At 44.0% G+C, this 25,417-nt stretch carries 29 protein-coding genes; 11 read left to right on the forward strand and 18 right to left on the reverse strand.

Annotated elements, in window-relative coordinates; translation table 11 throughout:
- Nucleotides 1–57 precede the first annotated feature (57 nt).
- The 5 genes from INP83_RS10145 (at nucleotide 58) to INP83_RS10165 (ending at nucleotide 2,746) form a co-directional block, all read left to right on the forward strand.
- On the forward strand, nucleotides 58–840 hold the full coding sequence (locus tag INP83_RS10145) for a Rossmann-like and DUF2520 domain-containing protein (protein WP_219127332.1): 783 nt from the start codon (nucleotides 58–60) through the stop codon (nucleotides 838–840).
- A gap of 20 nt (nucleotides 841–860) precedes the next feature.
- On the forward strand, nucleotides 861–1,193 hold the full coding sequence (locus INP83_RS10150; protein ID WP_146271642.1) for a 2Fe-2S iron-sulfur cluster-binding protein: 333 nt from the start codon (nucleotides 861–863) through the stop codon (nucleotides 1,191–1,193).
- A gap of 43 nt (nucleotides 1,194–1,236) precedes the next feature.
- On the forward strand, nucleotides 1,237–1,479 hold the full coding sequence (gene iscX, locus INP83_RS10155; RefSeq protein ID WP_146271644.1) for a Fe-S cluster assembly protein IscX: 243 nt from the start codon (nucleotides 1,237–1,239) through the stop codon (nucleotides 1,477–1,479).
- Nucleotides 1,480–1,586: 107 nt separating this feature from the next.
- Nucleotides 1,587–2,108 carry an HAD family hydrolase gene (locus INP83_RS10160; RefSeq protein ID WP_146271646.1) on the forward strand — a complete coding sequence of 174 codons (522 nt, stop codon included), beginning with the start codon at nucleotides 1,587–1,589 and terminating at the stop codon, nucleotides 2,106–2,108.
- A gap of 71 nt (nucleotides 2,109–2,179) precedes the next feature.
- Nucleotides 2,180–2,746, forward strand: a complete 567-nt coding sequence (locus INP83_RS10165) for a nucleoside triphosphate pyrophosphatase (RefSeq protein ID WP_146271648.1) — start codon at nucleotides 2,180–2,182, stop codon at nucleotides 2,744–2,746.
- Between the two features lie 164 nt (nucleotides 2,747–2,910).
- Here the strand turns inward: INP83_RS10165 and INP83_RS10170 are convergent, their stop codons facing one another.
- The gene (locus INP83_RS10170; RefSeq protein ID WP_219127334.1) at nucleotides 2,911–4,872 is read right to left on the reverse strand and encodes a M1 family metallopeptidase; all 1,962 of its coding nucleotides are present in this window, start codon (nucleotides 4,870–4,872) and stop codon (nucleotides 2,911–2,913) included.
- An 82-nt stretch (nucleotides 4,873–4,954) separates the two neighbouring features.
- Here INP83_RS10170 and INP83_RS10175 point away from each other — a divergent pair, with 82 nt between their 5' ends.
- Genes INP83_RS10175 through INP83_RS10185 form a run of 3 tightly spaced genes read left to right on the forward strand, consistent with a single transcriptional unit; the run spans nucleotide 4,955 to nucleotide 7,390 of the window.
- On the forward strand, nucleotides 4,955–5,704 hold the full coding sequence (locus INP83_RS10175; protein WP_219127335.1) for a prolipoprotein diacylglyceryl transferase: 750 nt from the start codon (nucleotides 4,955–4,957) through the stop codon (nucleotides 5,702–5,704).
- On the forward strand, nucleotides 5,697–7,097 hold the full coding sequence (locus INP83_RS10180) for a radical SAM protein (protein WP_219127336.1): 1,401 nt from the start codon (nucleotides 5,697–5,699) through the stop codon (nucleotides 7,095–7,097). The genes INP83_RS10175 and INP83_RS10180 overlap by 8 nt, the downstream gene beginning before the upstream one ends.
- 2 nt (nucleotides 7,098–7,099) lie before the next feature.
- On the forward strand, nucleotides 7,100–7,390 hold the full coding sequence (locus INP83_RS10185; RefSeq protein ID WP_219127337.1) for a hypothetical protein: 291 nt from the start codon (nucleotides 7,100–7,102) through the stop codon (nucleotides 7,388–7,390).
- On the opposite strand, the gene INP83_RS10190 is transcribed toward INP83_RS10185, so the two are convergent.
- From INP83_RS10190 to INP83_RS10200, 3 genes are all read right to left on the reverse strand, one after another.
- Nucleotides 7,379–8,317, reverse strand: a complete 939-nt coding sequence (locus tag INP83_RS10190; protein WP_219127338.1) for an exopolyphosphatase — start codon at nucleotides 8,315–8,317, stop codon at nucleotides 7,379–7,381. The two genes, INP83_RS10185 and INP83_RS10190, sit on opposite strands and share 12 nt — an antisense overlap.
- 70 nt (nucleotides 8,318–8,387) lie before the next feature.
- On the reverse strand, nucleotides 8,388–9,632 hold the full coding sequence (locus tag INP83_RS10195) for an ABC transporter permease (RefSeq protein WP_219127339.1): 1,245 nt from the start codon (nucleotides 9,630–9,632) through the stop codon (nucleotides 8,388–8,390).
- 3 nt (nucleotides 9,633–9,635) lie between these two features.
- Entirely contained in the window at nucleotides 9,636–10,541 is a 906-nt protein-coding gene (locus INP83_RS10200; RefSeq protein WP_219127341.1) for an ABC transporter ATP-binding protein, read from the reverse strand.
- Between the two features lie 378 nt (nucleotides 10,542–10,919).
- Here INP83_RS10200 and INP83_RS10205 point away from each other — a divergent pair, with 378 nt between their 5' ends.
- Nucleotides 10,920–11,243, forward strand: a complete 324-nt coding sequence (locus INP83_RS10205) for a hypothetical protein (RefSeq protein WP_219127342.1) — start codon at nucleotides 10,920–10,922, stop codon at nucleotides 11,241–11,243.
- Between the two features lie 116 nt (nucleotides 11,244–11,359).
- Here the strand turns inward: INP83_RS10205 and dnaJ are convergent, their stop codons facing one another.
- The 5 genes from dnaJ to INP83_RS10230 all read right to left on the reverse strand — a co-directional run bounded on the left by dnaJ (nucleotide 11,360) and on the right by INP83_RS10230 (nucleotide 15,388).
- Nucleotides 11,360–12,520, reverse strand: coding sequence for a molecular chaperone DnaJ (gene dnaJ / locus INP83_RS10210; RefSeq protein WP_219127343.1), 1,161 nt, complete (start codon nucleotides 12,518–12,520; stop codon nucleotides 11,360–11,362).
- Between the two features lie 128 nt (nucleotides 12,521–12,648).
- Nucleotides 12,649–13,200: a nucleotide exchange factor GrpE gene (gene grpE, locus INP83_RS10215; RefSeq protein WP_146271665.1), complete on the reverse strand. Its 552-nt coding sequence runs from the start codon at nucleotides 13,198–13,200 to the stop codon at nucleotides 12,649–12,651.
- Nucleotides 13,201–13,380: 180 nt separating this feature from the next.
- Nucleotides 13,381–14,064 (reverse strand): cell division ATP-binding protein FtsE, encoded by a 684-nt coding sequence (locus tag INP83_RS10220; RefSeq protein ID WP_146271667.1) that lies wholly within the window; start codon nucleotides 14,062–14,064, stop codon nucleotides 13,381–13,383.
- Nucleotides 14,065–14,070: 6 nt separating this feature from the next.
- Nucleotides 14,071–14,274, reverse strand: a complete 204-nt coding sequence (locus INP83_RS10225; RefSeq protein ID WP_146271669.1) for a fructose-6-phosphate aldolase — start codon at nucleotides 14,272–14,274, stop codon at nucleotides 14,071–14,073.
- A 91-nt stretch (nucleotides 14,275–14,365) separates the two neighbouring features.
- Nucleotides 14,366–15,388, reverse strand: coding sequence for an acyl-CoA reductase (locus INP83_RS10230; RefSeq protein ID WP_219127345.1), 1,023 nt, complete (start codon nucleotides 15,386–15,388; stop codon nucleotides 14,366–14,368).
- Nucleotides 15,389–15,490: 102 nt separating this feature from the next.
- On the opposite strand from INP83_RS10230, the gene INP83_RS10235 reads away from it, so the two are divergent.
- The gene (locus tag INP83_RS10235; RefSeq protein WP_146271673.1) at nucleotides 15,491–15,844 is read left to right on the forward strand and encodes a 4Fe-4S dicluster domain-containing protein; all 354 of its coding nucleotides are present in this window, start codon (nucleotides 15,491–15,493) and stop codon (nucleotides 15,842–15,844) included.
- Between the two features lie 105 nt (nucleotides 15,845–15,949).
- Nucleotides 15,950–16,711, forward strand: coding sequence for a C40 family peptidase (locus INP83_RS10240; protein ID WP_219127346.1), 762 nt, complete (start codon nucleotides 15,950–15,952; stop codon nucleotides 16,709–16,711).
- Here the strand turns inward: INP83_RS10240 and INP83_RS10245 are convergent.
- The 9 genes from INP83_RS10245 to hisG form a co-directional block, all read right to left on the reverse strand.
- On the reverse strand, nucleotides 16,708–17,610 hold the full coding sequence (locus INP83_RS10245) for a WD40 repeat domain-containing protein (RefSeq protein ID WP_219127347.1): 903 nt from the start codon (nucleotides 17,608–17,610) through the stop codon (nucleotides 16,708–16,710). The two genes, INP83_RS10240 and INP83_RS10245, sit on opposite strands and share 4 nt — an antisense overlap.
- Before the next feature lie 104 nt (nucleotides 17,611–17,714).
- Nucleotides 17,715–18,302, reverse strand: coding sequence for a bifunctional phosphoribosyl-AMP cyclohydrolase/phosphoribosyl-ATP diphosphatase HisIE (hisIE, locus tag INP83_RS10250; protein ID WP_146271679.1), 588 nt, complete (start codon nucleotides 18,300–18,302; stop codon nucleotides 17,715–17,717).
- 93 nt (nucleotides 18,303–18,395) lie between these two features.
- Nucleotides 18,396–19,151: an imidazole glycerol phosphate synthase subunit HisF gene (hisF, locus tag INP83_RS10255; RefSeq protein ID WP_219127348.1), complete on the reverse strand. Its 756-nt coding sequence runs from the start codon at nucleotides 19,149–19,151 to the stop codon at nucleotides 18,396–18,398.
- A 121-nt stretch (nucleotides 19,152–19,272) separates the two neighbouring features.
- Entirely contained in the window at nucleotides 19,273–20,022 is a 750-nt protein-coding gene (locus tag INP83_RS10260) for a HisA/HisF-related TIM barrel protein (protein ID WP_146271683.1), read from the reverse strand.
- Nucleotides 20,023–20,026: 4 nt separating this feature from the next.
- Nucleotides 20,027–20,617, reverse strand: a complete 591-nt coding sequence (gene hisH / locus INP83_RS10265; RefSeq protein WP_219127350.1) for an imidazole glycerol phosphate synthase subunit HisH — start codon at nucleotides 20,615–20,617, stop codon at nucleotides 20,027–20,029.
- An 80-nt stretch (nucleotides 20,618–20,697) separates the two neighbouring features.
- On the reverse strand, nucleotides 20,698–21,840 hold the full coding sequence (hisB, locus tag INP83_RS10270; RefSeq protein ID WP_219127351.1) for a bifunctional histidinol-phosphatase/imidazoleglycerol-phosphate dehydratase HisB: 1,143 nt from the start codon (nucleotides 21,838–21,840) through the stop codon (nucleotides 20,698–20,700).
- Nucleotides 21,837–22,943: a histidinol-phosphate transaminase gene (hisC, locus tag INP83_RS10275; protein ID WP_219127353.1), complete on the reverse strand. Its 1,107-nt coding sequence runs from the start codon at nucleotides 22,941–22,943 to the stop codon at nucleotides 21,837–21,839. The genes hisB and hisC overlap by 4 nt, the downstream gene beginning before the upstream one ends.
- A gap of 29 nt (nucleotides 22,944–22,972) precedes the next feature.
- Nucleotides 22,973–24,268 carry a histidinol dehydrogenase gene (gene hisD, locus INP83_RS10280; RefSeq protein WP_219127355.1) on the reverse strand — a complete coding sequence of 432 codons (1,296 nt, stop codon included), beginning with the start codon at nucleotides 24,266–24,268 and terminating at the stop codon, nucleotides 22,973–22,975.
- A 71-nt stretch (nucleotides 24,269–24,339) separates the two neighbouring features.
- Complete coding sequence (gene hisG, locus INP83_RS10285) at nucleotides 24,340–25,191, reverse strand: ATP phosphoribosyltransferase (protein ID WP_219127357.1); 852 nt, start codon at nucleotides 25,189–25,191, stop codon at nucleotides 24,340–24,342.
- Nucleotides 25,192–25,417: the final 226 nt, after the last annotated feature.

Below are 25,417 nucleotides of genomic sequence, written 5' to 3' on the forward strand. Positions count from 1 at the left end.
AATTGCCCTTAAAAGTAATGGATTTATTTAATTTTGACGCGTTTATAGTTAGAATCTATGCGTATAACCATCGTCGGGTCTGGCAATGTAGCCACCCATATCTCAGCAGCTTTAAAAAATGCGGGTCATCGCATTGTGCAGGTTCATAGCCGTAATTTGCATAATGCGGCTTTGTTGGCTTACCATGTTGGTGCCGAAGCAACTGATGATCTCAATGCACTCACCATCAATACTGATCTGTTCATTATATCTGTAAAAGATGACGCCGTTGTGCCTACTATAGCGCAACTGGCTAAATACGGTAAACTAATTGCCCATACTTCTGGAGCTGTGGAGCTTTTACCTATGCTTCAGTTTACGCAGCAAGCCGGTGTTTTTTATCCCCTGCAAACCTTTAGTAAAACCAAGGAACTCAATTTCAGAGAAGTGCCGATGTGTATTGAAGGGGCCAGCGAAGCCATCACTAAAACCCTTGAAGACCTGGCGCGCGACATCAGCAACAAAGTTTACCGTATATCATCGCAACAGCGTAAGGTGTTGCACCTGGCTGCCGTTTTTGCTTGTAATTTCACCAATCATCTTTACGGCGTAGGAGAGGGCTTGCTAAAAGATAGCGGTATGAGCTTTGATATGCTTAGGCCATTGATAGCCGAAACTGCCGATAAAATAAAAGAACGTTCGCCGTTTAAGGTACAAACCGGCCCTGCAGTAAGGAATGACGAAACTACCATGGCAGCACACCTGCAATTGCTTGAGCAACAGCCGCATTTGCAGGATGTTTATAAGATGCTAAGTCAGGATATTATCAAAAACCACAACGAGGTTAACGGGGACAGGTAATTTTGTTACTTTTGCCAATAATGAATATTTTTAAAGTAAAGATAAACTTTGAGGAAGCCGATCACGAAAGTGTGGAATTGCCGATAGCGGAGGGTGAATCTGTATTAGACGTCTGCCTTGAGAACGGTATCGAATTGCAACACAATTGCGGCGGCGTTTGCGGTTGTAGTACCTGCCACATCTATGTTAATAAAGGTATGGACAGCTTGCAGGAAATATCTGACAAGGAAGAAGACTTTATTGACCGTGCTGTTAACCCTCGCATCAATTCGCGTTTGGGTTGCCAATGTGTGGTAATAGATGGTGACATCGAGGTTACCCTGCCGGATCAATCAGGCTTTATGGGTCACTGATTATAGCGTCAAGACATTTAGAATCAAGAATCAAGAAAAATCAATGAGTACAGATAAATTCGCACTGCCGATTCACTGGAACGACTACGAAGACATTGCCATGGGCCTTTATGAAAAATTTGGCGATGAATTTGGCGAATCCAAAATATACCGCATCCGCTTCACAGATCTGTTGGAGTGGGTACTTACGTTGCCAAGTTTTGTTGGTACGCGCGAAGAGGCAAACGAGGGCCATCTTGAGCAAATTCAAAGTGCCTGGGTTTACGAATGGCGCGATAACCAATAGTTTTGATGTGCAGTTCCGATAGTTGTCGGAATCAGATGTACAATGTGCAGATGATCTTCAGGGACACCGATGAACTAATGAATAATTGAACCGATCAACCAAAGCAGATGGAATCCTTCTTAACCAAGCTTAACGATATTACCACCTTTATTTTTGATGTGGATGGCGTGTTGACCGACGGCTCCGTTTTTGTAACCGAGACCGGCGTGCAAAGTCGATCATTCAACATCAAAGATGGTTATGCTTTGCAGTTAGCTGTAAAGAGCGGTTATAATGTGGCGGCGATATCGGGCAGCAGGTCAAAAAGTGCTTTATACCGGTTAAATAGTTTGGGTATCAAAGATGTTTACCTGGGTACACACACCAAAATAGACCGGTTTAAATTGTATACCAGCGAAAAAGGTATCCATCCGTCCAGGGTGCTTTATATGGCCGATGATATACCCGATCTGGAAACCATGAAAATGGTTGGGCTACCTGTTTGCCCTGCCGATGCTGCCGAAGAGATAAAGGCTATCTGCAGCTATGTATCACCTATCCCTGGCGGTAAAGGCTGCGTACGTGAGGTTATTGAGAAGGTGATGAAGGTACAAGGCACCTGGATGAACGAAAAGGCGTATAGCTGGTAGATTTTAGTTAATAGTTCATGGTTGATAGTTCATAGAAGCCACCATGAACCATGATCTATGAACCATTGAACATGAACCAAAAAATTATTCTTGCATCAAAATCGCCTCGCAGGCAGGAGCTTTTAAAGCTGATGGATATTGATTTCCGGGTAGTTTTAAAAGAAGTAGATGAATCGTACCCTGATGGTTTGAGTCCTGCTGAGATCGCTGTTTACATAGCCTCTAAAAAAGCTGAAGCATTTGACGAGGAAGTGAACGACGAGATCGTTCTCACCGCCGATACCATTGTTGCGATAGATGGCCTGATATTGGGTAAACCAGAATCGCGCGAGCATGCCATCGAGATGTTGCAGCGCTTATCTGGCAAGGTACACGAGGTGTACACCGGCGTTTGCCTGTTCTACAAAGGTGAATACAATAAATTTTACGACCGTTCTGAGGTTTTCTTCCGCCAGTTGACCGATGAAGAGATCATCAGCTACGTTGACGAATACGAACCATATGATAAAGCTGGCTCATACGGCATCCAACAGCGCATCGGCCTTATCGGTATAGAGCGCATTAACGGTTCTTATACCAACGTTGTAGGTTTGCCTACTGAGAAGGTTTATCAGCAGTTAAAAAGACTGGTTCAATAAACGCGTCTTTGCGAGGCACGAAGCAATCTCTATGCTATATAGGAGCCGCTTTATAATAGCCACGTCCTTGCGAGGAGCGACAGCGACGCGGCAACCTCATCGCATGTAGATGATCGCGATGAGATTGCTTCTCCGCCATTCGGCGTAACGCAATGACATGGTTTTTACAGCTTCTTACTATTATTTTTCCTGTTCACATCCGGCAATGCATTATCCGGATCTATAACAACGCTTTCTACATCTTTGGAAACAGGCACGTTATATGTGGTCACCTTATTTTGCAGCCAGGTTTCTACCGGGAAATAAGTGCGCTGCTTGCTGCCGTCTTTAAATTTTAACTCCACGGTAAACGGCATAGCCATCATCTCTTTATTGGCTATGGTTAGCTGTACAGTCTTTTTGTTATTTGTGTATTTAACATCAATCAGCGCAATATCCAGTTTGTAATTGTTATAGAACCAGCCGTTCCAGAACCAGTTCAGGTCTTCACCGCTGCCATTTTCCATGGCCCGGAAAAAATCATCAGGTTGCGGGTGCTTGTAGGCCCATTTGTGGGTATAGTTTTTAAAAGCATAATCAAACCTGTCGTGGCCCAAGATCTGTTCGCGAAGCAAAACCAAACCAAAGGCAGGTTTAAAATAAGTAAGCGGGTGGCGGTATTTCTCGGGGATGGCATCGGGCTGTGTCATGATGCTGGGCGAGTTAGGATCAATGATATGCTCGATGATCTCATCGGCAGGGTTGCCGCCGCCCGGCGCGTACTCGCCATCGCGCTTAGGAGCATACTCGCCGTTGTTAAATGCATCAGATGCGTAAACATCAATAAAGGTGTTCAAGCCTTCGTCCATCCAGGCAAAACGGCGCTCATCGCTGCCCACTATCATCGGGAACCAGTTGTGGCCTATCTCGTGTGCGGTTACCCAATATAATTCGCTGCCTTTGTCGTTAATACCATCAAACACAATACCGGGGTACTCCATACCGCCGGCTATACCTGCCTCGTTAATGGCAGTAGGCCAAGGGTACGTGAACCACTTTTCTGAGAAATACTCCATTGATTTTTTAAGGTACTCCGTAGCGCGTCCCCATGCAGCGTTGCCCTGGCTCTCTACCGGGTAAACCGACATAGCCAGCGATTTTTTACCGCCCGGCAGGTTAACCCTTGCTGCATCCCAAATGTAGGCCTTTGATGCACCGAAGGCAACATCACGCGTGTTCAGCATTTTATAATGCCAGGTAAGCGTGCCTTTGTTAACCGGTCGCGATGAGGGCGAATTGATCTCATCCGCGGTGCGTATCATAATAGTTTTATCGCTATTGCGGGCCTGTGCTAAGCGGTTTATTTGTGTAGTAGTCAATACTTCTTTAGAATTCAACAGATCGCCTGGGCCGGCTACAATGATATCCCATGGTGCAGTAACGCTGTAGTCGATATCACCGTACTCGCAATAGAACTCGCCGCTGCCAAGGAAAGGTGCGGTAGCCCACCCGCGGCTGTTATCATAAACACACATGCGCGGATAAAACTGTGCTATCTCGTAGATCTTACCATTTTTGGTGTCCACAAAATCGGTACGGTTACCAAAGTTGCCCGGGATAGTGTAGTGATATTTAATATTCAACACGATGTTGCCCTTACCCAAAGCTTGCGCTAAACGCACTTGCATGCGCGTATCGCTTATTTTGTAATCAGCCTTTTTAAGGTTAGCACCGCTGATGATCTCTACCGACTCAAGCTCGTAACCACTGGTATGTTGCTGCGCCTGTGCGCCTGTTACAAAGTTTGAGCGGGCATCTTTTTTATAGGTGTTCTGGTCCAGCTGTAACCACAGATACTGCAAAGCATCCGGACTATTATTGGTATAAGTTATGGTAACGTTACCGCTAATGGATTTGCGTACCGTATCAAGCGTTACAGCTATTTTATAATCAGCGCGGTTTTGCCAGTATTTTGGCCCCGGTTCGCCGTTGGCCGAATGGAATTCATCACCCCGCGTTTTGTAAGGCAGCGGAGAGAACAGTACCGATGGTTGGTAGTTGGATGAAATGGTATCAGTAGATTTTTTCTGCGCATTTGCAAAGCTGCCGGTAAGCAGCAATAAAGCAGCAACTGTGAGTTTTTTCATGTTGGAATGATAAGCGCAGCAATATACAAATGATGCTGTTAAACCACATTGTTAACAGGCTTTTTAATACCTTAGGCCTTACATGCACTTCCCGCTTAATATATCTTTGGGCAAGGGCCAGATCCCCGTTCACTTTGTTTGCGAAACGCTGGCGTACTTTATCGGCTATCGTTACTACAGTTATCTGCGCCAAAAAACGCATGACAGTATAAGTTCAAATCATCGCATCATTATATTCGTTGGTGCGGCAGCAGGGGCTTTTTTAGGTTCCCATATTGTTGGTGTGCTTGAGCATCCGGAGTTACTTTCTAAATTCAGTCTGCTCTATTTTATGGGTAACAAGACCATAGTGGGTGGGCTGCTGGGCGGGTTGATAGGAGTGGAATACACCAAAAAGCAGATTGGGGTTACCGCCTCATCCGGCGACCTGATGGTTTATCCGCTCATCCTGGCCATGCTTATTGGCCGTATAGGTTGCTTTTTTGCCGGTTTGGAGGATGGTACTTACGGTGTAGCCAGCAATTTGTCATGGGCTATTGATTTTGGCGACGGGGTTCGCAGGCATCCTACCAATTTATATGAGATCATCTTTTGGATTTTACTTTGGGGTGGACTGTCATTTACAGAAAGGAAACGCCAGTTAGCAGATGGGGCGAGGTTTAAGATTTTCTTATCAGCTTACCTTGTGTTCCGGTTTTTGATAGAGTTTATCAAGCCCAATTTCGTGTTCAATTTTGGCCTTGGGGTTATACAATTGGTGTGCATCGCGGGTATTTTATATTATTACCGCGTGTTTATTCAACCTAAAAAGCTATTTTTAAAACATGCCTGAACGCCCATACATCTACTACGACTTTACCCTCAGCATATGCTCAACCTGTTTAAAGCGGGTTGATGCCAAAATAGTATTTGAGGACGACAAGGTATTTATGCTGAAGAACTGCCGCCAGCATGGCTTTGAAAAAGTTTTAATAGCAACCGATGTTGAGTACTATAAAAACTGCCGTAACTACGCCAAGCGCAGCGAAATGCCATTGAAATTTAATGCTAAAACGCATTATGGCTGCCCCTATGATTGCGGTTTGTGCCAGGATCATGAGCAGCACTCATGCCTTACAGTGGTTGAGGTTACAGATCGCTGTAATCTTACCTGCCCTACTTGTTATGCTATGTCGTCCCCACATTATGGCAGGCACCGTACGTTGCAGGAGATAGAGCAGATGCTGGATGTGATTGTTGCCAACGAAGGTGAACCGGATGTGGTGCAGATAAGCGGTGGAGAACCTACCGTCCATCCGCAGTTTTTTGACATACTGGATATTGCTAAAACTAAACCCATTAAACATTTAATGGTGAATACCAATGGCATCCGTATAGCTAAGGACGAAGAGTTTGTTAAACGACTGGCAACATATCAGCCCGATTTTGAGATCTATCTGCAATTTGATTCGTTTAAGAAAGAGGCTCTTGTTGAACTGAGGGGAGAGGACCTGCGCGAGGTAAGGGCGAGGGCGATTGATAATCTTAATAAACACAATCTTTCTACCACGCTGGTAGTTACGCTGCAAAAAGGGTTAAATACCGATGAGATAGGAGGGATCATAGAATATGCTTTGAAACAACCTTGCGTTCGCGGTGTAACTTTCCAGCCAATACAACAAGCGGGTCGCCTCGCTAATTTTAATCCAGCAACAGACAGATATACGTTTACCGAAGTACGGTCGGCTATTTTAGAACAAACCAATATTTTTAACGCAAACGACCTGATACCCGTTCCTTGTAACCCCGATGCGCTGGTGATGGGTTATGCGTTGAAATTGAATGGTGAAGTTTTTCCGCTAACGCGAATGATCAACCCTGATGACCTGTTAGATAACTCAAAAAACACAATCGTTTATGAGCAGGATGAGCGGCTTAAGATGCATTTGCTAAATATGTTCAGTACCGGCAACTCTGTGGATAAAGCTAAGGAGCATCTGCATTCCATTATGTGCTGTTTGCCTGAGATAGATGCCCCGCAGTTGAACTATGATAATCTTTTCAGGGTGATCATTATGCAGTTTATCGATGCTCAAAACTTTGATGTAAGGGCCATCAAAAAGTCGTGCGTACATATTGTAAACAAAGACATGCAGATCATCCCGTTTGAAACCATGAACCTTTTTTACCGTGATGATAAGCGTGAATATCTGGAACAGATAAGGCACGAAATGCAAATGATGTAATTATGGAACAAGAGCAAATCCCATTTCCGCCGCCGAAAAATGGCGGCCCTGACAATAATAACATGAAGTTGGTCGGTATCAACTTTGCAGTTTTTGCAGGCTATTGTTTAATACTGGCAGTGGCGTTAAAACGTGGAGAATGGGAATTTGCCGCTATGGTAGCGGCCGGTATCCACGGCTTCATCTGCTTTGTAATGGCTATCGTTGTAAAAAGATGGGCTTGGGCATTAGCAGGGCTGCTATTACTTATCGCTGGTTTTTCTACCTGCGTGTTTGGGTTGTTAGGAGTGTGACAACAGATTAACCATGGCACCCTCTTTAAGCGACCAGGTAGACATCTTCACGTCCGCGATGCCAATCTTTTGCATGATGTAAATGGTGAGCAGGCTGGCCGTTACTATCATATCCACCCGTACAGGGATAATGCCTTTCATGCTTGCGCGAAGCTTGTGGTTTGATTTGATAAGCAACTCTATCAAGCCTAATAATTCATCGATATCAAACTCGTAGGTCTTAACCTGCCTTATATCAAAGCTTCGTCCTTTCTTAAGCTCAATTACTTCCGCAAAGCTTTCAAAAGCGCCGGATGAACCTACCAAAATAGAAGGTTTATATTTGGCAGCTGCAACAAACAGATCGCCAAGCTTACCATTTAAAAAAGTAGTAAGTTCTTTAATAGCTGTCACCGGTATGGGGTCGGTTTTATGAAATTTATCCATTAGCCTGGCGGCACCTATTTCAAAACTCTGCTTCCACAACACCTCATCGCAATTGGCAATGATGAATTCGACGCTGCCGCCACCGATATCAACTATCAATGCATTATCTTCTGTCAATACGCCGCTTGCGTCAATTCCCTGATAAATGTAAGCCGCTTCCTGCTCGCCGGTTATCACATCTATTACAATTCCGGTTTGCTGCCTTACTGTAGCAATAAAATCCTGTCCGTTGGTGGCATTGCGAAGGGCAGAAGTAGCAATGGCTTTTAATTCATTAACGCCGGTCTCATCTATCAATCTTTTAAAGTTTTGCATGGCTATTAAACCACGCTCAAACGCTGCTGGGATGATGATGCCCCTGTTTATGCCACCCTCGCCAAGCTTAACGGGAACTGTTTCCCTTGCAACCTCGAGAAAATTATCACCCAATTTTTCACCTATCAATAAATGGAATGTGTTGGTACCGAGGTCCATCACCGCAACGCGTTTTTGATTGCTCATCGGCCGCTAAAATAAAAAATCCCCGCGAGAATAATCTCAACAGGGATGTTATTATGATGTGGTAAAGGAGTTACTCTTTATAAAAGAACCATTTGGCTAATTCTTTAAAGCTGGCTTTTTTGCCGTACATCAATACACCAACGCGGTAAATGCGCGCCGCCACGTAGGTAGTGAACAGGAACCCGATCACCATCATACCCATTGATAAGAACAACTGCCAATCAGGCACGCCTCCAAATGGCACGCGTATCATCATGGCAATTGGCGCAGTAAAAGGTATCATAGATAACCATACTGCCAGCGGGCTGTCCGGCGCCCTAAACAACACGGTTACAGATAATAAATAAGTAAATAATAGGGGCATGGTGATAGGAAACATAAATTGCTGCGTTTCTGTCTCGCTGTCTACCGCTGAGCCTACAGCCGCAAATAATGCACTGTAAAGCAGGTAGCCGGTTATGAAATAAAACAAAAAGCAAAATAAAATATATCCAAATGGCAGGTTCTGCAAGGTTACCAGGAACTGCGCCATACCGCCGGTTGCGTGCTGCCCACCGATTTTTGTAGCGAGGATAGATAAAATGATCCACGCGCTAAACTGCGTTAAACCTACCAAGCCAACGCCGATAATTTTACCCAGCATCAATTGAAACGGTTTTACCGAAGAAATGATCACTTCTATGATGCGGCTTGTTTTTTCCTCGATAACGCCACGCATAACTTGTGCACCATAAATAAACAACGACATATATATCAGTATGGCACAAGCCACACCTACGCCCATGCTGGTGCCTACATCGGCGTCTTTGGTGCCCGCATCAGTCACTTCAAGAGCATTCACGTTCACCTTATTTTTCTTTGCCTGGTTAAGCAGTGCTGTATCAATATGGTTAGCTAGCATGGTATTGGTAGATGCTATCTCATTCATCTGGTTTTCCACTTCGCCGGTAAGTACAAGGGATGGTTTCTTTTTTGAAAGAAATTGCACCGGTGTGTGTGCATAATCTTTAGAAATAACCAGGATAGAAAGATCTTCATCTTTATCCAAACCCTTCTTTGCCTTTTCTACCGGTTCATCGGTGGGTATAAAAATGATATTTTTAGCATTTTTAAGTTTACCTGAGAATAACTGGCTTTCATCGATCACCTTAACTGTTTGTGGCGTGCTTAACTGGTCGCTGTCTTTTGATACGTAGGCTATCAATTTTGTCATGCCGGCAATAAGCAACGGAACCGCAAACATCATCACTAAAAACGCACGTTTGCGCACGCGGGTAATATATTCGCGTTGTATAATAAGTAATACTTTTTTCATGGATCAGGCGGTTAAGTTTACTTTTTCGATAAAAATTTCGTTCATGGTAGGTATCACCTCCTGCAGCATGTTGATGCGGGTTTTAGGCAACAGGTATTGTAACACATCATTGGCGGTGCTGCCATTAAGTTTCATTTTTATGATGTGGCTGTCGTCCTCACCCTCTGTTTCAGACACGATGCTGAAAGGCTGAGCCCCATCAAAGGTGATTTTGCTTCCGGTATACCTAAGCAGGTAAGTTTCGTTCTTATAAGAATTGCGGATATGCTTAACCCGCCCATCAAGTATCTTATGCGATTTATTAATGAGTGCAATTGAATCGCATAGTTCCTCAACAGACTCCATGCGGTGGGTGGAGAATAGGATGGTAGCCCCTTGCTTATTCAATTCCAAAATTTCATTCTTTATCAGATCGGCATTTACGGGGTCAAAACCGCTAAAAGGTTCATCAAGGATGATCAGATCGGGCTTGTGCAATACCGTAGCAACAAATTGGGCCTTCTGCTGCATACCTTTAGATAGTTCTTCAATCTTTTTCTTCCACCAGGTTTCCATACCCAGTTTCTCAAACCAGAATTTTAACCTGGCAGTTGCCTCCGCGCGAGTAAGTCCTTTAAGACGTGCGAGATAGATCATTTGTTCACCTATCTCCATTTTCTTGTACAGGCCACGTTCTTCGGGCAGGTACCCAATACGTTCGATGTGAGATTGATTAAGACGTTCGCCGTTAAAATACACCTCTCCGGAATCAGGAGCGGTTATTTGATTGATAATACGGATGAGTGACGTTTTACCCGCGCCGTTAGGGCCAAGTAAACCAAATATCTTTCCGCTTTCAATTTCAAGGCTTACATCGTTTAGCGCGCGGTGGCCCGCGTATTCTTTAACAATGTTGCGTATGCTTAACATGAGTGTGGGTTTTTGCGAAATTTAGACAAACTCGCGGAAACATTGTTACACCTGTTTTGTTTAAATAGTTGATTTTGGAGTAAAGGTGATTAGTATTTAATATTGGTTATAGCGAAATATTTTTCAATTAGATGCAATATTTTTTATCGATAATGTACATATTTGCGCCAAATGCTATGTATTAAATAATGTAAGTTAATTTGTATACTTTAAATTCTATCTATATTTTTTAATCAATCTATTACTTTATGAAAACTATTCTTATTATTTGCAGTAGCTTTCCTTTATTTTGGTAACAGCGCGTATGCACAGCGCGGTTCAACTTCAGCCGGTTTAACCGTTGATTTTGGTGACGGTGCTACTTTAGTTGGCCCTGCCTTGAGGCACGCATTTACCCGTAACGATTATGGACAAGCGGAGCTTACCTTTGGTGGCGACAGAACGTACCTTGCTGCCTACTATCAATATCAAGGCAGGATACGTAACTCAGGTGGCTTAGACTGGTATTTAGGTATTGGTCCCCAATTAGGATTTGGCCATGGTAACACTGATTTCTACATTCGCCCTATGGCTGGTTTAGATTACAAATTACGCGGTGCACCGCTTGACCTGTCTTTTGACTGGCGCCCGGCTTTCTACGTTGGTGACAACTCAGATTTCACCGCCGCAAGGTTCGGTTTAGGTTTCCGATTTGTATTTTAATCAATAACACAATATTTAAAAACGAAAAGCCGCTGTATGTACAGCGGCTTTTTTGTGAGTTAAATAAAAAGCTCGATATTAATTAACATCGGGCTTTTTATCTAAAAAATTACGTCTTACTCAAAATATTCCTTCATCCGTTCAAAGAAACTTTTCTCGTTTTTGCCCGGGTTGGGTTTAAAGTTTGGTGAGCTTTGCAGTTTCTCTAACGCCTCACGTTCTTCACGACTCAAGGCTTTTGGTGTCCAGATGTTTATGTGGATCAATTGGTCGCCGCGATGGTATGAATTTACTTCGGGTACGCCTTTACCTTTAAGGCGCAATATCTTGCCGCCCTGTGTGCCCGGGTCTATTTTTATTTTGGCTTTACCATCAATGGTAGGCACCTCAATGCTGGTACCCAATGCCGCATCTACGAAACTGATATGCAAATCATAGATCACGTTGTTACCGTCGCGTTTTAAAGTCTCATGCGGAACTTCCTCTATCAGGATGATCAAGTCGCCCGGAACGCCGCCGCGAGGAGCTGCGTTACCTTTGCCGCTCATGCTCAACTGCATACCTTCGCTAACACCTGCAGGAACATTGATAGTAATCGTTTCTTCGCCACGCACAACGCCGTCGCCATGGCAAACATTACATTTTGAAGTAATGGTAGAGCCTTCGCCGTTACAGGTAGGGCAGGTGCTGGTAGTTTGCATCTGGCCCAGGATGGTATTGGTTACCCGGCGTACCGAACCTTGCCCGCCACAGGTTTTACAAGTTTGGAAAGATGATTTATCCTTAGCACCGGTACCGTCGCAGGTTTTACAAAGTATTTGTTTGTTTACTTTTATTTTCTTTTCGGTACCATTGGCAATTTCCTCAAGCGTCAAACGCACTTTAATGCGCAGGTTGCTACCGCGTGCAACACGCCTGCCGCCACCCTGCCGACCACCGCCGCCAAAGAAGCCATCAAACGGACTGCCGCCACCGAAAATATCACCAAACTGGCTGAATATGTCGTCCATATTCATGCTGCCACCGCCGTAACCACCACCGCTGGCAGAACCGGCATTAGCCGCATGGCCAAATTGGTTGTAACGTTGGCGTTTCTCAGCGTTACTTAAAACCTCGTAAGCTTCGGCAGCCTCTTTAAATTTCTCTTCAGCGTCCTTATCTCCCTGGTTTTTATCAGGGTGATATTTAATAGCCATCTTACGATATGCCTTTTTAATCTCGTCGGCATCTGCACCCCGGCTCACACCAAGCACATCGTAATAATCTCTTTTAGCCATTTTAATTAGTGAGTTTTTGAATTAATGAATTATTGAGTAATCCCAATCATTATCAACTCTGTTAATCTGTTAAATTTAAATAGGAAATGAATCACTAATTCAGTAATTCATTAAATCAACATTTATACTTACGCTCCAACAATAACTTTAGCGAAGCGTATAACTTTATCGTTGAGCTCGTAGCCTTTTTCCATTTCATCAATTACCTGCCCTTTTTGATCGTCAGGTACCGGTACGCTGGTAACAGCTTCGTGTATATCGGCATCAAAAGGCTGGCCTATTGATCTCATTTCTTTTAAGCCTTTTTGAGTGAGTATGCCTTTTAGCTTGTTCTGGATCAACTCAACACCCTCTTTCACAGATGCTACTTCGGTTGCTTTGTCCATAGCGCGCAGTGCACGTTCAAAATCGTCTAATACCGGCAGTAGGGCAACAATAACATCCTTGCCTTCTGTTTTACGGGCATCTTCACGCTCTTTAATGGTGCGGCGCCTAAAGTTGTCAAACTCGGCGTATAATCTTAAATATTTATCATTAGCCTGACTAAGCTCTTCTTTCAACTTTTCTTCAGCGGCAGGTGTTGCCTCCGCGTCGGTTGATTGCTCTTGGCCGTTTTCTGCCGTTATTTCAGCATTATTGTCAGGCGTTTCTGAATTTTCTTTATTTTTTTTCTTCAACATATCGTTAAAATTCATAGCAAGTAGTGCCAATCAAGTATCCTGCCATAGGGCAAAAACAGACACTGTGACAGCGATTTGTAAGGAGTTGTGACTTGTTATCAGTCATTATCTGCTTACATGACAGTGACAGGTATTCTTCAGGAATCAATGATTTGATTAGACTAATCTCTAATAACTGAACTAAGCTATCTGCACATCCTCTAACACTTTACCATTTTCGCATTTAATAATACGCGACGGGAATGTGCGGATGATGTGATAATCATGTGTGGCAACAACAACAGCAGTACCGCTTTGGCTAATTTGTTTAAGCAATAACACAATTTCCTCTGAAGTATCAGGGTCAAGGTTACCCGTAGGTTCATCGGCCAATATGATCTCGGGGTTGTTTAACAAAGCTCTTGCAATAACTACCCTTTGCTGTTCGCCACCTGATAGCTCATGCGGCATCTTTTTTAGTTTAGAGCGAAGACCAACTTTCTCTAACACATCTAAAATACGTTCAGCGATCTGCGCTTTTTCAGTCCAGCCGGTTGCACGCATCACAAATTGCAGGTTTTGCTCAACCGAGCGATCTGTTAATAATTGAAAATCCTGAAAAACGATGCCCAACTTGCGACGCAGGAAAGGAATGTCTTTAGTGGCCAGCTTGCTCAATTCATAACCACACGCATGGCCGGTACCAGTTGCAACGCTTAGGTCGCCATAGATAACCTTTAGCAAACTGCTTTTACCGGAACCCGTTTGCCCAATAAGCCAAACAAAGTCGCCTTTATCAATATGCAGGTTAACATTGCTAAGCACCAGGTGCTTTTGCTGAAATATATCTATGTTATTAAGTTTTATAATGGAATTTCCGATCATGATATTTTACAGATCTAATTTTAATATTTTACCGAATGGTAGTTCTTTAACAACGTTCATGATGTAATCATAATGTTCGCTAAGGCCAATTTTGTCTAACGATTTCTCCGGCCTGTCTACCCTAAAGTAAGCCAGTAAGGTAAACTTATCGTCCCTTAGCTGCACGTAGTCGGGTATTTTGGCAACGCCTTTTACTTTTATGATATACATTATTTAAAGGTTAAGGGTAAAAGGTAGGGTTAAAGCACCTTTTACCTTTTGGCTTTCGCCTTTTGCCTAACAATCCAAAGGTATTGCAAATTTAAAGATTAGACAAGAAATCCATTGTATCAACGCCATCTGCATAATCCCATAGTTTGGGGCGTTGGCTTTCACCAAACGTTACCACCTGGTTGGGTACTCTTAACTTGGCATCGGTAACAATGCATTGCAGGCTATCACTTTGTTGTAATAGCATGTCTTCCGCTTCTTGCAGACTTGTATAGGTTTCAAAAAAAACAACCGATAGGGGGGATGTTAGCTTTTCGTCGCGTTTTACCATCAGGAAGCCGTTATCCAAGTGCTCATCACGGTTTACCAGGTAAATGGATTTATTGTAGTCGTAATTATTATTGTATTTATGGTGATGAATTATAGGCGCAAAATGCTCTATCGATTCAAAAAACTTGTTAAAGTTGTAACCTTCAGGTACCAGCAGTTTAGACACGTTCCGGCAACCTAAGCCAAAATAATCGAAAATATCATGGCCCAATGTGCTCAACTCTTCGATGCTCTCGGTGCCGGTTAGCAAAGCAATGCTATTTCGGTTCTTGCGGATAATGTTGGGCACCTTGCCAAAATAATATTCAAAATAGCGCGAGGTATTATTGCTGCCGGTAGCAATAATGGCATCAAAACCTTCCAGCCGTTCTACAAAACTAAACTGCCCTGCATAGGCCGGATCGATCTCTATTAACTTATTTAATACATATCTTATCAAACGCGCATCTTGTGATGATGCCTTTATCAGTGCATAATTACCGGTAACCAAAGCGCACAATACATCATGGAAACCAACCATAGGTATATTGCCGGCCAATACAAGCCCCACTTTTTTGTTACCGCGTGCAGCATTAGGATATCGACCAAGCCATTCTTCAAGATCTGTGGGATTTAGCATTTCGCCTACAGCTGTTACTGCACTACGCACGCTTTCCGGAGTAAACCAGGCGTTGTAATTACGTTCGGTTTCTATGATCTGGCTCAGTTCAGCATCCGGTACGACCAAAAGTTTGCCGAGTTCAGAAAATGTATTTACGGTGTCGGCTATATTAAAATTTGACATATATATTGTAAGGAGCTAAACCCTTAAACGCTTTTTTTGTTATATTTGCAAGCCCAAAAATTGGGGCAAAGTTAAACTAAGTACTTAAGAATTTTTAAATATATGGCGATTATAATCACCGACGAATGTATTAACTGCGGAGCTTGTGAACCCGAGTGCCCAAATAATGCAATATACGACGCTGGTGCTGCATGGCGCTTCAGCGATGGTACATCACTAAAGGGTGTAATTGATTTTGGCGATGGTAATACTTTAAATGCTGAAGAGGCACAAGCTGCTTTGTCTGACGATATTTATTACATCGTACCTGATAAGTGTACTGAGTGTGTTGGTTTTCATGATGAACCACAGTGCGCTGCGGTTTGCCCGGTTGATTGCTGTGTAGATGATGAGGATGTACGCGAAACTGAGGAAGAACTGCACGCAAAGAAAGACTGGTTGCACGCAAACGGTTAATCATTTTTAAAACGATATAGCAAAGGGGAATGCATTTAAGCGTTCCCCTTTTTTGTTGCTACAACTTTTTTTTCTATTTTACGATAGTATTGCTACTAATTGAATATGGAATACGGAATCTGTAACCTTGCTGTAATCCCTCTACGTGCCGAGCCCAGTGACCGAAGTGAAATGGTTTCCCAAATACTTTTTGGTGAGGCTTTCGAGATTGTGGAATGGAAAGAGAAATGGGTGCAAATAACAACTGCTATTGACCAATACAGCGGTTGGATTGATAGGTTGCATGTAACCAATTTAGGGCATTTAGCCTATAAAAGGTTGCAGCAATCACCCCCGCCGCTAACCTACCGTGCCGTAACGCAGGCCTGGAAGATCATCGACAACACTGTTATATATCTGCCGGCCGGTAGTTCGCTTGTTTTTTTAGAAGGTACCACCAGTTATATAGGTAACCAACGGTATGAAATAATAGGAGAGATAGGCGAGACGGATAATTTGCGCAACATCGCCATGTCTTTCTTAAACTCGCCTTATTTATGGGGCGGCCGAACGCATTGGGGTGTAGACTGCTCCGGATTTACACAGGCGGTATTCAGGTTAAAAGGCCTGCAATTGAAACGTGATGCCTGGCAGCAAGCTTTAGAGGGCAGGGAAGTGGAATCATTACTTACCTCACGCTTTGGCGACCTTGCGTTCTTTGATAATGCCGAAGGACGTATCACCCACGTGGGTATTGTTCTGGGCGGGGGAGAGATCATCCACGCCTCTGGCAAGGTAAAAATTGAAAAAATAGACTCTCAGGGTATCTATTCTGAAGAACTAAAAAGATATACGCATAAACTGCGTACGATAAGGCGCTATTTTTAGAAAGTGATGTCCCATATCATGACGGTTTTATCGTCGCTTACAGATAGCAGATGGTCACCGTCCCATGCCAGTTTATTAATGGATAGTACATGGGCAGGATAACCTTTCTCGCGGCTGATGATCTTATACAATTTAAAATCGTCAGCACCCCAAATCTTGATGCTTTTGTCCATGCTCGCCGTAGCAAAATACGACCGCGTAGGGTGGAAGAGGATGTGGTTGATGGCAAACATATGTGCCGGGATGTTTTTCACCAGCGAGTAGGTTTTTGCATCCCAGATTTTTAACTGTGCATCCCGCGCGCCAGACATAAGATATTGCCCATCCGGCGAGTATTGTAATGAGAATACGGCTATAGTATGACCCTCTAAATTTGTAATAAAGCTATAATCGTTCAGGTCAAAAATCCTGATTCGGTTATCGCGGCAGCCAAAGGCCACACGCTCTTCGGCTGGATCGATAGCGATACATCGGACCGTATCGTGCGATACGTTTATGGCATGCAAAAGCTCCAGCGACGTTAAGCTCCAAACGGTAACAGTGCCATCTTCTGATGCAACAAGCAACTCATCTTTCTTCGGCGATGATTTAATATCAAATATTGGCTTAACGTGTTTGCGTAAACGGTGGGTGATCTTTTGCTCGATGAAGTTAAACACCAGCACCTCGCCGCTGCGCAGACCGGCAAACATCAGCGGATAGCCTGCCGGGCAATGGATAGCGTATATCGACGTAGGCACCGGGAACATCACTTTGATAAATGAATTATCTGCCAGGTTCCATTCCACCAGTCCTTTATCGTTGCCGCCTGTAAACAAGATGCCCGGCTTCTGAGAAAGCTCCAGGCTGAATATCGGGTTACTGTGGCCGGTTAGGTCTGCTGTTTTTATTACGTGCATTTTTGTCAGTTTGCAGTGACCAGTTCTCAGTTTGCAGCATATCAGTTTGCGGTTTGCAGGGAGCTTCTGCACACTGCTAACTATTAACTGCCAACTCAAAACTGCTACTTATGTCTTTCCTCCAAATTTTTAGCTATTTGCTGCAAACTTAAGCCTTTTTCGCGCAGCAATACCAACAGGTGAAAAACAAGATCGCTTGATTCATCTATCAGTTCCACCTCAGTTTCGTGCAGGGCAGCTATTACCACCTCAACGCCTTCTTCGCCTACTTTTTGGGTAATCTTTTTTAGGCCTTTGTTGCGGAGCTTGTTCACGTACGAGCCTTCTACCGGGTTTTCGTAACGGTCGGCAATGATGTTCTCTAACTCATTAATAAAGTTTTGGTTATACTCCGTTTGGAAACAACTGCGTGAACCGGTGTGGCAGGTAGGGCCATCGGCTTTAACTTTTATCAGCAGGGTATCGTTATCGCAATCAATGTGCATGCTTTTAACATGCAGGAAGTTCTGGCTGGTTTCGCCTTTGGTCCACAGGCGCTGTTTGCTGCGAGAGAAGAAGGTAACCACATTCTCCTGTACAGTTTTATCATACGCTTCTTGGTTCATGTAGCCCAGCATGAGCACTTCAAGCGTTTGCTCGTCCTGTATAATTACCGGCACCAGGCCGTCGGTTTTGTTAAAGTCGATGTTCATAAGCCCCCTCTAAATCTCTCCCAAAAGGTGAGACTTTTATTATTTATTTGTTATTCAAAAGCCCTCCCTTTCGGGGAGGGTTTGGGTGGGGCGTCACACCCTTACCTCAATATTATTTTCTTTCAGTATCGTTTTCAGGTCTGGTATCAGTATTTCGCCGTAGTGAAATACTGAGGCTGCGAGGGCAGCATCTACATTGGTTTTATGAAATACATCCACAAAATGCTCAACGGATCCCGCGCCCCCCGAAGCGATAACCGGGATATTCACTGCATCATTCACATGTTTAAGTAGACCATTATCAAAGCCGCCTTTGGTGCCGTCATGGTCCATAGAGGTCAACAAGATTTCTCCAGCGCCACGGCTTTCTGCTTCCAGTATCCAGTCTAACGTTTCCTTTTCAGTAGGTAATCTGCCGCCGTTTAGGTGTACGATATTTTTACCATCAAGCACGCGCGTATCTACTGCCACTATCACAAACTGAACGCCGAAGGCCTTAGCCAATTCATCGATCAAAGCCGGGTTACGTACAGCAGCTGAATTGATGGAAATTTTATCTGCTCCAGCATTTAGCAACGCATCTGCATCGGCTATCTCGTTGATACCGCCGCCAATAGTGAACGGAATGTTGATTTGCCTGGCAACTGCTTTTACCAGCTCCACCATGGTTTTGCGGCGCTCTACGGTAGCCGTGATGTCCAGAAAAACCAATTCATCGGCACCTTGTTGCGAATAGTTCCAAGCCAATTCAACCGGGTCGCCGGCATCACGCAGGTCAACAAAGTTCACACCTTTCACGGTGCGACCGTCCTTAACATCGAGACAGGGGATAATGCGTTTAGAAAGCATGGGTCGTATTCTATATCATTGCAAGCGGTAGCGCGGCAATCTTCTCAACTGCTTGGCTATTGTAGCGACGAGATTGCCAAGTCGCTCCTCGCAATGACATGATGTTTTTAAATTGTTGTGGTTAAATCGATATCAGCGCGTCCAGATTCCAGTTTTTGATCTCTTCGATGCTTATATGATCTTCGTAGATAGCCTTACCAACAACGCATGACTCAACCTTGATCTTACTTAGCTCTTCGATATCTTTCATTGAACTTACACCACCAGATGCGATCAGTTTAATAAAGGGCGAATGATCTAATAGTTTGCTATACAGCTCGATGCCGGCACCGCCCAGTTTACCATCTTTACCAATATCGGTACAAAGGAAACGGAAGAAACCTAAACGAAGGCATTTATCCACATAATCCATTAGTTTAATGGGCGAGCTTTCCATCCAGCCGGAATATTTGATCACCTCGTCTAAGACATCAATAGCTACAATTACCTGGTCGCTGCATTTATCTTTGCCGCAGATCTCTTTGCTAAGATCTTCCAGAAAAGTCGGATTAGTGATGGCTTGTGTGCCTACAATAACGCGTGATACCCCGGCGTCTATCAGTTCTTTTACCTTATCAATACTGCGGATACCACCGCCATACTGTACCTGCATATCAGTTTTTTTGATCACATCAAACAGGTATTGCTGGTTGCTGAAGTCGTTTTTAGCACCATTTAGGTCTATTATATGGATGAGATTGGTGCCGTTGCTTTGGTAACGCTCAATCATCTCTTCTAAGGTAACATCGTATTCTGTTACTTGTGAGTAATCACCTTCTCGCAGGCGGACTACTTTTTTATTCAGAATATCGATAGCCGGAATTATATACATGATTTCAAATGTTTGAAAAGTTTTTTAATAGTGTTTCACCATAGGTGCCAGATTTTTCGGGATGAAATTGGACGCCATAAAAGTTGTTATGCCAAATTGATGCCGAAAAATTATTGATGTAATTTGTTGAGGCCAAAGTATATAATGGATTGTACTCAATAAAGTATGAATGTACGTAATAAAAGTGCGAACCGTTTGGAATATCACGAAAAAGCGGATTATCTTTTTTAGCAAATACCTGGTTCCAACCGGTATGTGGTACTTTAAAATCAGCATCAGAGGCAAATTTTAATGTCTTGATCGGAAAGATGTTCACCAGGTCGGCATCACCTTCTTCGCTGTAGGCGGTCATTAATTGCATGCCCACGCATATACCTAAAGTAGGTTTTTTTAAAGCCTTAATAGCCGGTATCAATCCGGTTCCCTGCAATTTTTGCATAGCCGCACCCGCATGGCCAACGCCGGGAATAATATAGCGGTCAAACCCTTCCAGATCAGCCTCGGTATGCACCATGCCATAGGCAATGCCCAGCCTGTCTAAAGCAGCTGTTAAGGAGAATATGTTGCCTGCGCCGTAGCGAATAATTCCTATCATTTTTTAGAGAATCAGGAGTCAAGAGTCAGGAATCAAGAGCGCACTTTGTCTAACGTCTTGGTTCTTGCATCTTGATTCTATTATAACAATCCCTTTGTTGACGGTAAAACCATTTTTTCAGCGTCGCGTTTTACGGCCATTTTTATGGCTTTGGCAAAGGCTTTAAATATAGCCTCTATTTTATGATGCTCGTTATGTCCTTCCGCTTTTATGTTCAGGTTGCATTTGGATGCATCGCTAAACGATTTAAAAAAGTGGTAAAACATCTCTGTGGGTACGTCGCCTACTTTTTCGCGTTTAAATTCTGCGTCCCAAACAATCCAGTTGCGGCCACCGAAATCAATTGCGGCCTGAGCCAGGCAATCATCCATGGGCAGGCAAAAACCGTAACGTTCAATTCCCATTTTGTTACCCAGTGCGGTGGCAAATATCTCGCCTAAAGCAATGCCGGTATCTTCGATAGTATGGTGTTCATCAATATGCAGGTCGCCTTTTGCCTCAACGGTAAGGTCTAAACCCCCATGGCGGGCTATCTGATCAAGCATGTGATCAAAGAAATGCAAACCGGTTGAAACCTTTGCATCGCCTTTGCCATCAAGATTAAGTTTGATATAGATATCTGTCTCTTTAGTGGTGCGGCGGTGTTCAACTACTCGTTGGCCCAGTTTAAGAAATTCATAGATCTCTTTCCAGTCAGTGGTTTCCAATGCGATCGCATCATTTAATGATTCATCAGCAGCAAATTCTGCATTGCCCAAGCCGCTTTTGTTGTTTATCCAGATCCCTTTTGCACCCAGGTTGCGGGCAAGCAGGATGTCGTTCTTGCGGTCGCCTATGGTATAAGAGTTAGCCAGATCGTATTTGGTCTCATCAAGATACTTGGTCAGCGAGCCTGTAGCAGGTTTGCGGGTTGGCGCGTTATCTCTGGCAAAAGTGCGGTCTATAGCTTGCTCGCTAAAGTGCACGCCCTCGTTTTCAAATGTTTTTATGATGAGGTTATGCACCGGCCAGAAAGTATCCTCTGGAAATGAGGCAGTACCTAAACCGTCCTGATTGGTTACCATCACCAGTTCAAAATCAAGCTCGGCAGCTATGCGTGGCAGGTACTGCAGTGCACCCGGATAAAAGGTAAGTTTCTCAAACGAATCTATTTGCTCGTCAACCGTTTCGTTTATGAGCGTGCCGTCGCGGTCAATAAAAAGTACTTTTTGCAGCTTGCTCATGCGTTGTATTGCTGTAGGGTTTTAATCAGTTTATCGTTTTCCTGCGGGGTGCCGATGGTAATGCGCAGGCATCCCTCACAAAGCTCTACTTTTGAGCGGTTGCGTACAATGATGCCACGCTCAACCAGGAAATTATAAATGCTGTTGGCATCGGTTGTTTTTACGAGGATAAAATTGGCATCAGACGGATAGATATCCAGCACAAAGGGCATGTCTTTCAGCGTTAGTACCAAGTTATCGCGCTGCTGTAAAGTTTCTTTTATCCATACATTTACCTGGTCTATATTGGCCAAAGCTTGTAAAGCTAAAGTTTGCGAAGCCTCATTGATATTGTAAGGCGGTTTTACCTTGTTCATCACCTCAATGATCTCTTCGCTGGCAAAGGCCATACCCATACGCAGGCCGGCAAGTCCCCATGCTTTTGAAAGGGTTTGCAACACTACAAGGTTAGCATATTCAGTTAACTCCTGTATAAAGGTTTTTTGGCGACTGTAATTGATATAAGCCTCATCAACCACTACAATGCCGTTGAAGTTGGCCAGAAGGGTCTCAATGTCATCACGGTTAATGGAGTTGCCTGTAGGATTATTTGGCGAGCAGATAAATATCAGTTTGGTGTTGGCATCAATTGCTTCAGCAATACCTTCCAGGTTTAATTGGTACTCTTCAGTAAGCAGGACGCGTTTCAGTTTTACATCATTGATATTAGCCGATACTTCGTACATGCCGTATGTAGGTGGCACAATGATCACATTATCAACGCCAGGGTTACAAAAGCTGCGGAACAGGATATCAATAGCCTCATCGCTACCGTTACCCAGGAAGATGTTGCGTGCCGGAACACCTTTTATCTGACTCAGGCGCATTTTAACCTGGTACTGCATAGGGTCGGGGTATCGGTTATAAGCCTGTACTAGCGGCGAACCGTATGCGTTTTCATTTGCATCCAGAAAAACACTTGCCTCTCCCTGGAATTCATCACGTGCGGATGAATAGGGCGTAAGGTTTTTTATGTTTTGGCGAAGGAGCCCCCCTAACCCCCTAAAGGGGGAGTTGCCATCAGGGCCGCTATAAAGTTGTTGTTGATCTATTTCGTTGCTCATTACTGTATACTTAGGATTTTACTCCCCCTTTAGGGGGTTGGGGGGCTAACTCTCACACTCACTGCATTCCTGTGAGCGTGCAAACCCTCAAGGTCTGCCAATATTTCTACTGATGGGCCTATGTTCTTTATGCCTTCCTCGGTTAAATGCTGAAAGGTGATCTTCTTCACAAAAGAATCTACCGACACGCCGGAATAAGCCCTTGCGTAACTGCTGGTTGGCAAGGTATGGTTAGTGCCCGATGCATAGTCGCCTGCGCTCTCGGGTGTTAAATTTCCGAGGAATACCGAGCCTGCGTTGATGATGCTGTCGGTAATATCTTTCCAGCTCTCTGTAGCTAATATCAAGTGCTCCGGGGCATACTGGTTGCTGAAATCCATTGCCTCTGCTAAGGTGTTCGTAACAACGATATAAGAATTATCCAGTGCTTGTTTGGCTATTTCTGCACGTGGTAATACCTGTAACTGTTTTTCAACTTCTATCAAAGTTTGCTGCGCGATGTTCTCATCGGTACAAACCAATACCGACTGACTATCGATCCCATGCTCTGCCTGTGCCAGCAGATCGGCGGCAACAAAGGCCGGTTTCGCTGTTCCATCAGCAATAACCAAAACTTCTGATGGCCCTGCGGGCATATCAATTGCAGTGGTAGTTGTGCTTTGGATAATGGTTTTTGCCTTAGTTACAAATTGGTTACCGGGGCCAAATATTTTATCCACCTTGGATATGGTTTCAGTGCCATAAGCCATGGCAGCAACAGCCTGTGCGCCGCCTGCAAGATAAACCCTGTCTACACCAAGCATCAAGGCAACCTCGGCGATAAAGGCATTCACTTTACCATTTTTCTGCGGAGGTGAACATACAACAATCTTTTTACAACCGGCTATCTGCGCGGGGATGCCCAGCATCAGAAAAGTTGACGGCAATACCGCCGTACCACCGGGGATGTATAAGCCAACTTTTTCGATAGGTCTTAATTCGCGCCAGCAGGTTACGCCGGGCATAGTTTCTACTTTATCCTCAGCTTTAACCTGCGATTGGTGAAACTTATATATATTATCGTAAGCCACTTTCAACGCTGCCTTTTGATCAGCCGTTACGGCAGAAGCAATTTCCTGCAGCTCAGCCTTGTCCAAATAAAGCTTGCTCAGCTCAACTTTATCAAACTGGTGTGCGTAATCAAACAACGCACGGTCCCCATGTTGCTTAACGTGCGCTATCACATCCTCAACCAGGGTGCGGATCTCGTTAGCCGGGTCAACATTGCGCTGAACCAGGGTTTGGATATCCTGCTTGTTTAAATTGCTGTAATTGTATGTTTTCATTATCGAGTTTGCAGTATGCGGTTGGCAGTTTGCAGCAAACATAACGCCAACTGCAAACTGAAAACTGCGAACTATAATATTATCTTCTCTATCGGCATTACTACGATGCCCTGCGCACCGGCTTGCTTTAGCTGGCTTATGCGGCTCCAGAAATCGCGCTCGGGAATAACCGTGTGCACCGCAACCCAGTCTTCTTCTGCCAATGGCACTACCGATGGGCTTTTTACCCCTGGGAGTAACGCCGTAACTGCCTCGAGGTTTTTGCGTTCTACATTGAGTACCACATATTTGGTTTCTTTAGCACGCAGCACCGATTGTACGCGTTGTATCAGTTCCTGTACCAGATCTTCATTCTCGCTACCTTTGCGACCGATCAGAACCGCTTCGCTGCTCATTACATCAGCAAAGGGTTTTAGGCCGTTGCTTTTTAATGTACCGCCCGTTGATACCAAATCGCAGATAGCATCGCTTAAGCCCAGGCCGGGTGAGATCTCTACCGAGCCTGAAATTGTGCGTATATCTGAGGTGATACCTTTTTCCTTCAGGTATTTACCAAGGATAACCGGGTAGGTTGTGGCAACCGCTTTGCCATTTAATTCTTCAAGCGTGTTTATGCTGTTGTTATTAGGCACAGCAATTTTTAATGAGCATTTACCAAAGCCAAGCTTTTGCAGATAACTCACCTCAACTTCTGTTTCCTGTATAACATTTTCGCCAACAATACCCAGGTCGGCAATGCCATCCTGCACGTATTCAGGGATATCATCATCACGCAGGAAAAGTATTTCTAAAGGAAAATTTGATACGGGAGAGATCAGCGAGCTCTTGTAATTTTCAAAATTAAGGCCGCAATTTTTCAGTAATTCAACGGATTTTTCGTTGAGACGACCCGATTTCTGGATCGCTATTTTTAATGTTTTCACAAATGGGAGTTTTAGTAACTAAAAAAATGGGGGTTGTTATTTCGCGTAGAAACATACATTATCTATTCACCACAGCGTGGTGATGGTGCAGATGAAGATGATGTAGTTTAAACTTTTCCATTTTTAGTATGATACCGGCTGGTATTGCTGCAAATATAATTACTCCATTATCAAATCAAAACGTAATTTAATTTTTATTGAAAAAAATATAAAAAAAGGCTTCGAT

This window comes from Mucilaginibacter sp. 21P (genome assembly GCF_019331605.1).
GTDB classification, from domain to species: domain Bacteria; phylum Bacteroidota; class Bacteroidia; order Sphingobacteriales; family Sphingobacteriaceae; genus Mucilaginibacter; species Mucilaginibacter achroorhodeus.

Bases quoted from the DNA above. Each gene is read 5' to 3' on its own strand.
- INP83_RS10225 (WP_146271669.1), bottom strand. From the start codon at position 14,274: ATGTATATCATAAAAGTAAAAGGCGTTGCCAAAATACCCGACTACGTG.
- INP83_RS10170 (WP_219127334.1), bottom strand. From the start codon at position 4,872: ATGAAAAAACTCACAGTTGCTGCTTTATTGCTGCTTACCGGCAGCTTT.
- hisF (WP_219127348.1), bottom strand. From the start codon at position 19,151: ATGCTTTCTAAACGCATTATCCCCTGTCTCGATGTTAAGGACGGTCGC.
- INP83_RS10230 (WP_219127345.1), bottom strand. From the start codon at position 15,388: ATGTCAAATTTTAATATAGCCGACACCGTAAATACATTTTCTGAACTC.
- INP83_RS10175 (WP_219127335.1), top strand. From the start codon at position 4,955: ATGCACTTCCCGCTTAATATATCTTTGGGCAAGGGCCAGATCCCCGTT.
- INP83_RS10185 (WP_219127337.1), top strand. From the start codon at position 7,100: ATGGAACAAGAGCAAATCCCATTTCCGCCGCCGAAAAATGGCGGCCCT.
- INP83_RS10145 (WP_219127332.1), top strand. From the start codon at position 58: ATGCGTATAACCATCGTCGGGTCTGGCAATGTAGCCACCCATATCTCA.
- hisH (WP_219127350.1), bottom strand. From the start codon at position 20,617: ATGATAGGAATTATTCGCTACGGCGCAGGCAACATATTCTCCTTAACA.
- hisIE (WP_146271679.1), bottom strand. From the start codon at position 18,302: ATGAACATCGACTTTAACAAAACCGACGGCCTGGTGCCGGTAATTATA.
- INP83_RS10235 (WP_146271673.1), top strand. From the start codon at position 15,491: ATGGCGATTATAATCACCGACGAATGTATTAACTGCGGAGCTTGTGAA.
- iscX (WP_146271644.1), top strand. From the start codon at position 1,237: ATGAGTACAGATAAATTCGCACTGCCGATTCACTGGAACGACTACGAA.
- INP83_RS10190 (WP_219127338.1), bottom strand. From the start codon at position 8,317: ATGAGCAATCAAAAACGCGTTGCGGTGATGGACCTCGGTACCAACACA.
- INP83_RS10240 (WP_219127346.1), top strand. From the start codon at position 15,950: ATGGAATACGGAATCTGTAACCTTGCTGTAATCCCTCTACGTGCCGAG.
- INP83_RS10180 (WP_219127336.1), top strand. From the start codon at position 5,697: ATGCCTGAACGCCCATACATCTACTACGACTTTACCCTCAGCATATGC.
- hisC (WP_219127353.1), bottom strand. From the start codon at position 22,943: ATGAGCAACGAAATAGATCAACAACAACTTTATAGCGGCCCTGATGGC.
- INP83_RS10165 (WP_146271648.1), top strand. From the start codon at position 2,180: ATGAACCAAAAAATTATTCTTGCATCAAAATCGCCTCGCAGGCAGGAG.
- grpE (WP_146271665.1), bottom strand. From the start codon at position 13,200: ATGTTGAAGAAAAAAAATAAAGAAAATTCAGAAACGCCTGACAATAAT.
- INP83_RS10260 (WP_146271683.1), bottom strand. From the start codon at position 20,022: ATGTATATAATTCCGGCTATCGATATTCTGAATAAAAAAGTAGTCCGC.
- hisD (WP_219127355.1), bottom strand. From the start codon at position 24,268: ATGAAAACATACAATTACAGCAATTTAAACAAGCAGGATATCCAAACC.
- hisB (WP_219127351.1), bottom strand. From the start codon at position 21,840: ATGAGCAAGCTGCAAAAAGTACTTTTTATTGACCGCGACGGCACGCTC.
- INP83_RS10245 (WP_219127347.1), bottom strand. From the start codon at position 17,610: ATGCACGTAATAAAAACAGCAGACCTAACCGGCCACAGTAACCCGATA.
- INP83_RS10200 (WP_219127341.1), bottom strand. From the start codon at position 10,541: ATGTTAAGCATACGCAACATTGTTAAAGAATACGCGGGCCACCGCGCG.
- dnaJ (WP_219127343.1), bottom strand. From the start codon at position 12,520: ATGGCTAAAAGAGATTATTACGATGTGCTTGGTGTGAGCCGGGGTGCA.
- INP83_RS10160 (WP_146271646.1), top strand. From the start codon at position 1,587: ATGGAATCCTTCTTAACCAAGCTTAACGATATTACCACCTTTATTTTT.
- INP83_RS10195 (WP_219127339.1), bottom strand. From the start codon at position 9,632: ATGAAAAAAGTATTACTTATTATACAACGCGAATATATTACCCGCGTG.
- INP83_RS10150 (WP_146271642.1), top strand. From the start codon at position 861: ATGAATATTTTTAAAGTAAAGATAAACTTTGAGGAAGCCGATCACGAA.
- INP83_RS10220 (WP_146271667.1), bottom strand. From the start codon at position 14,064: ATGATCGGAAATTCCATTATAAAACTTAATAACATAGATATATTTCAG.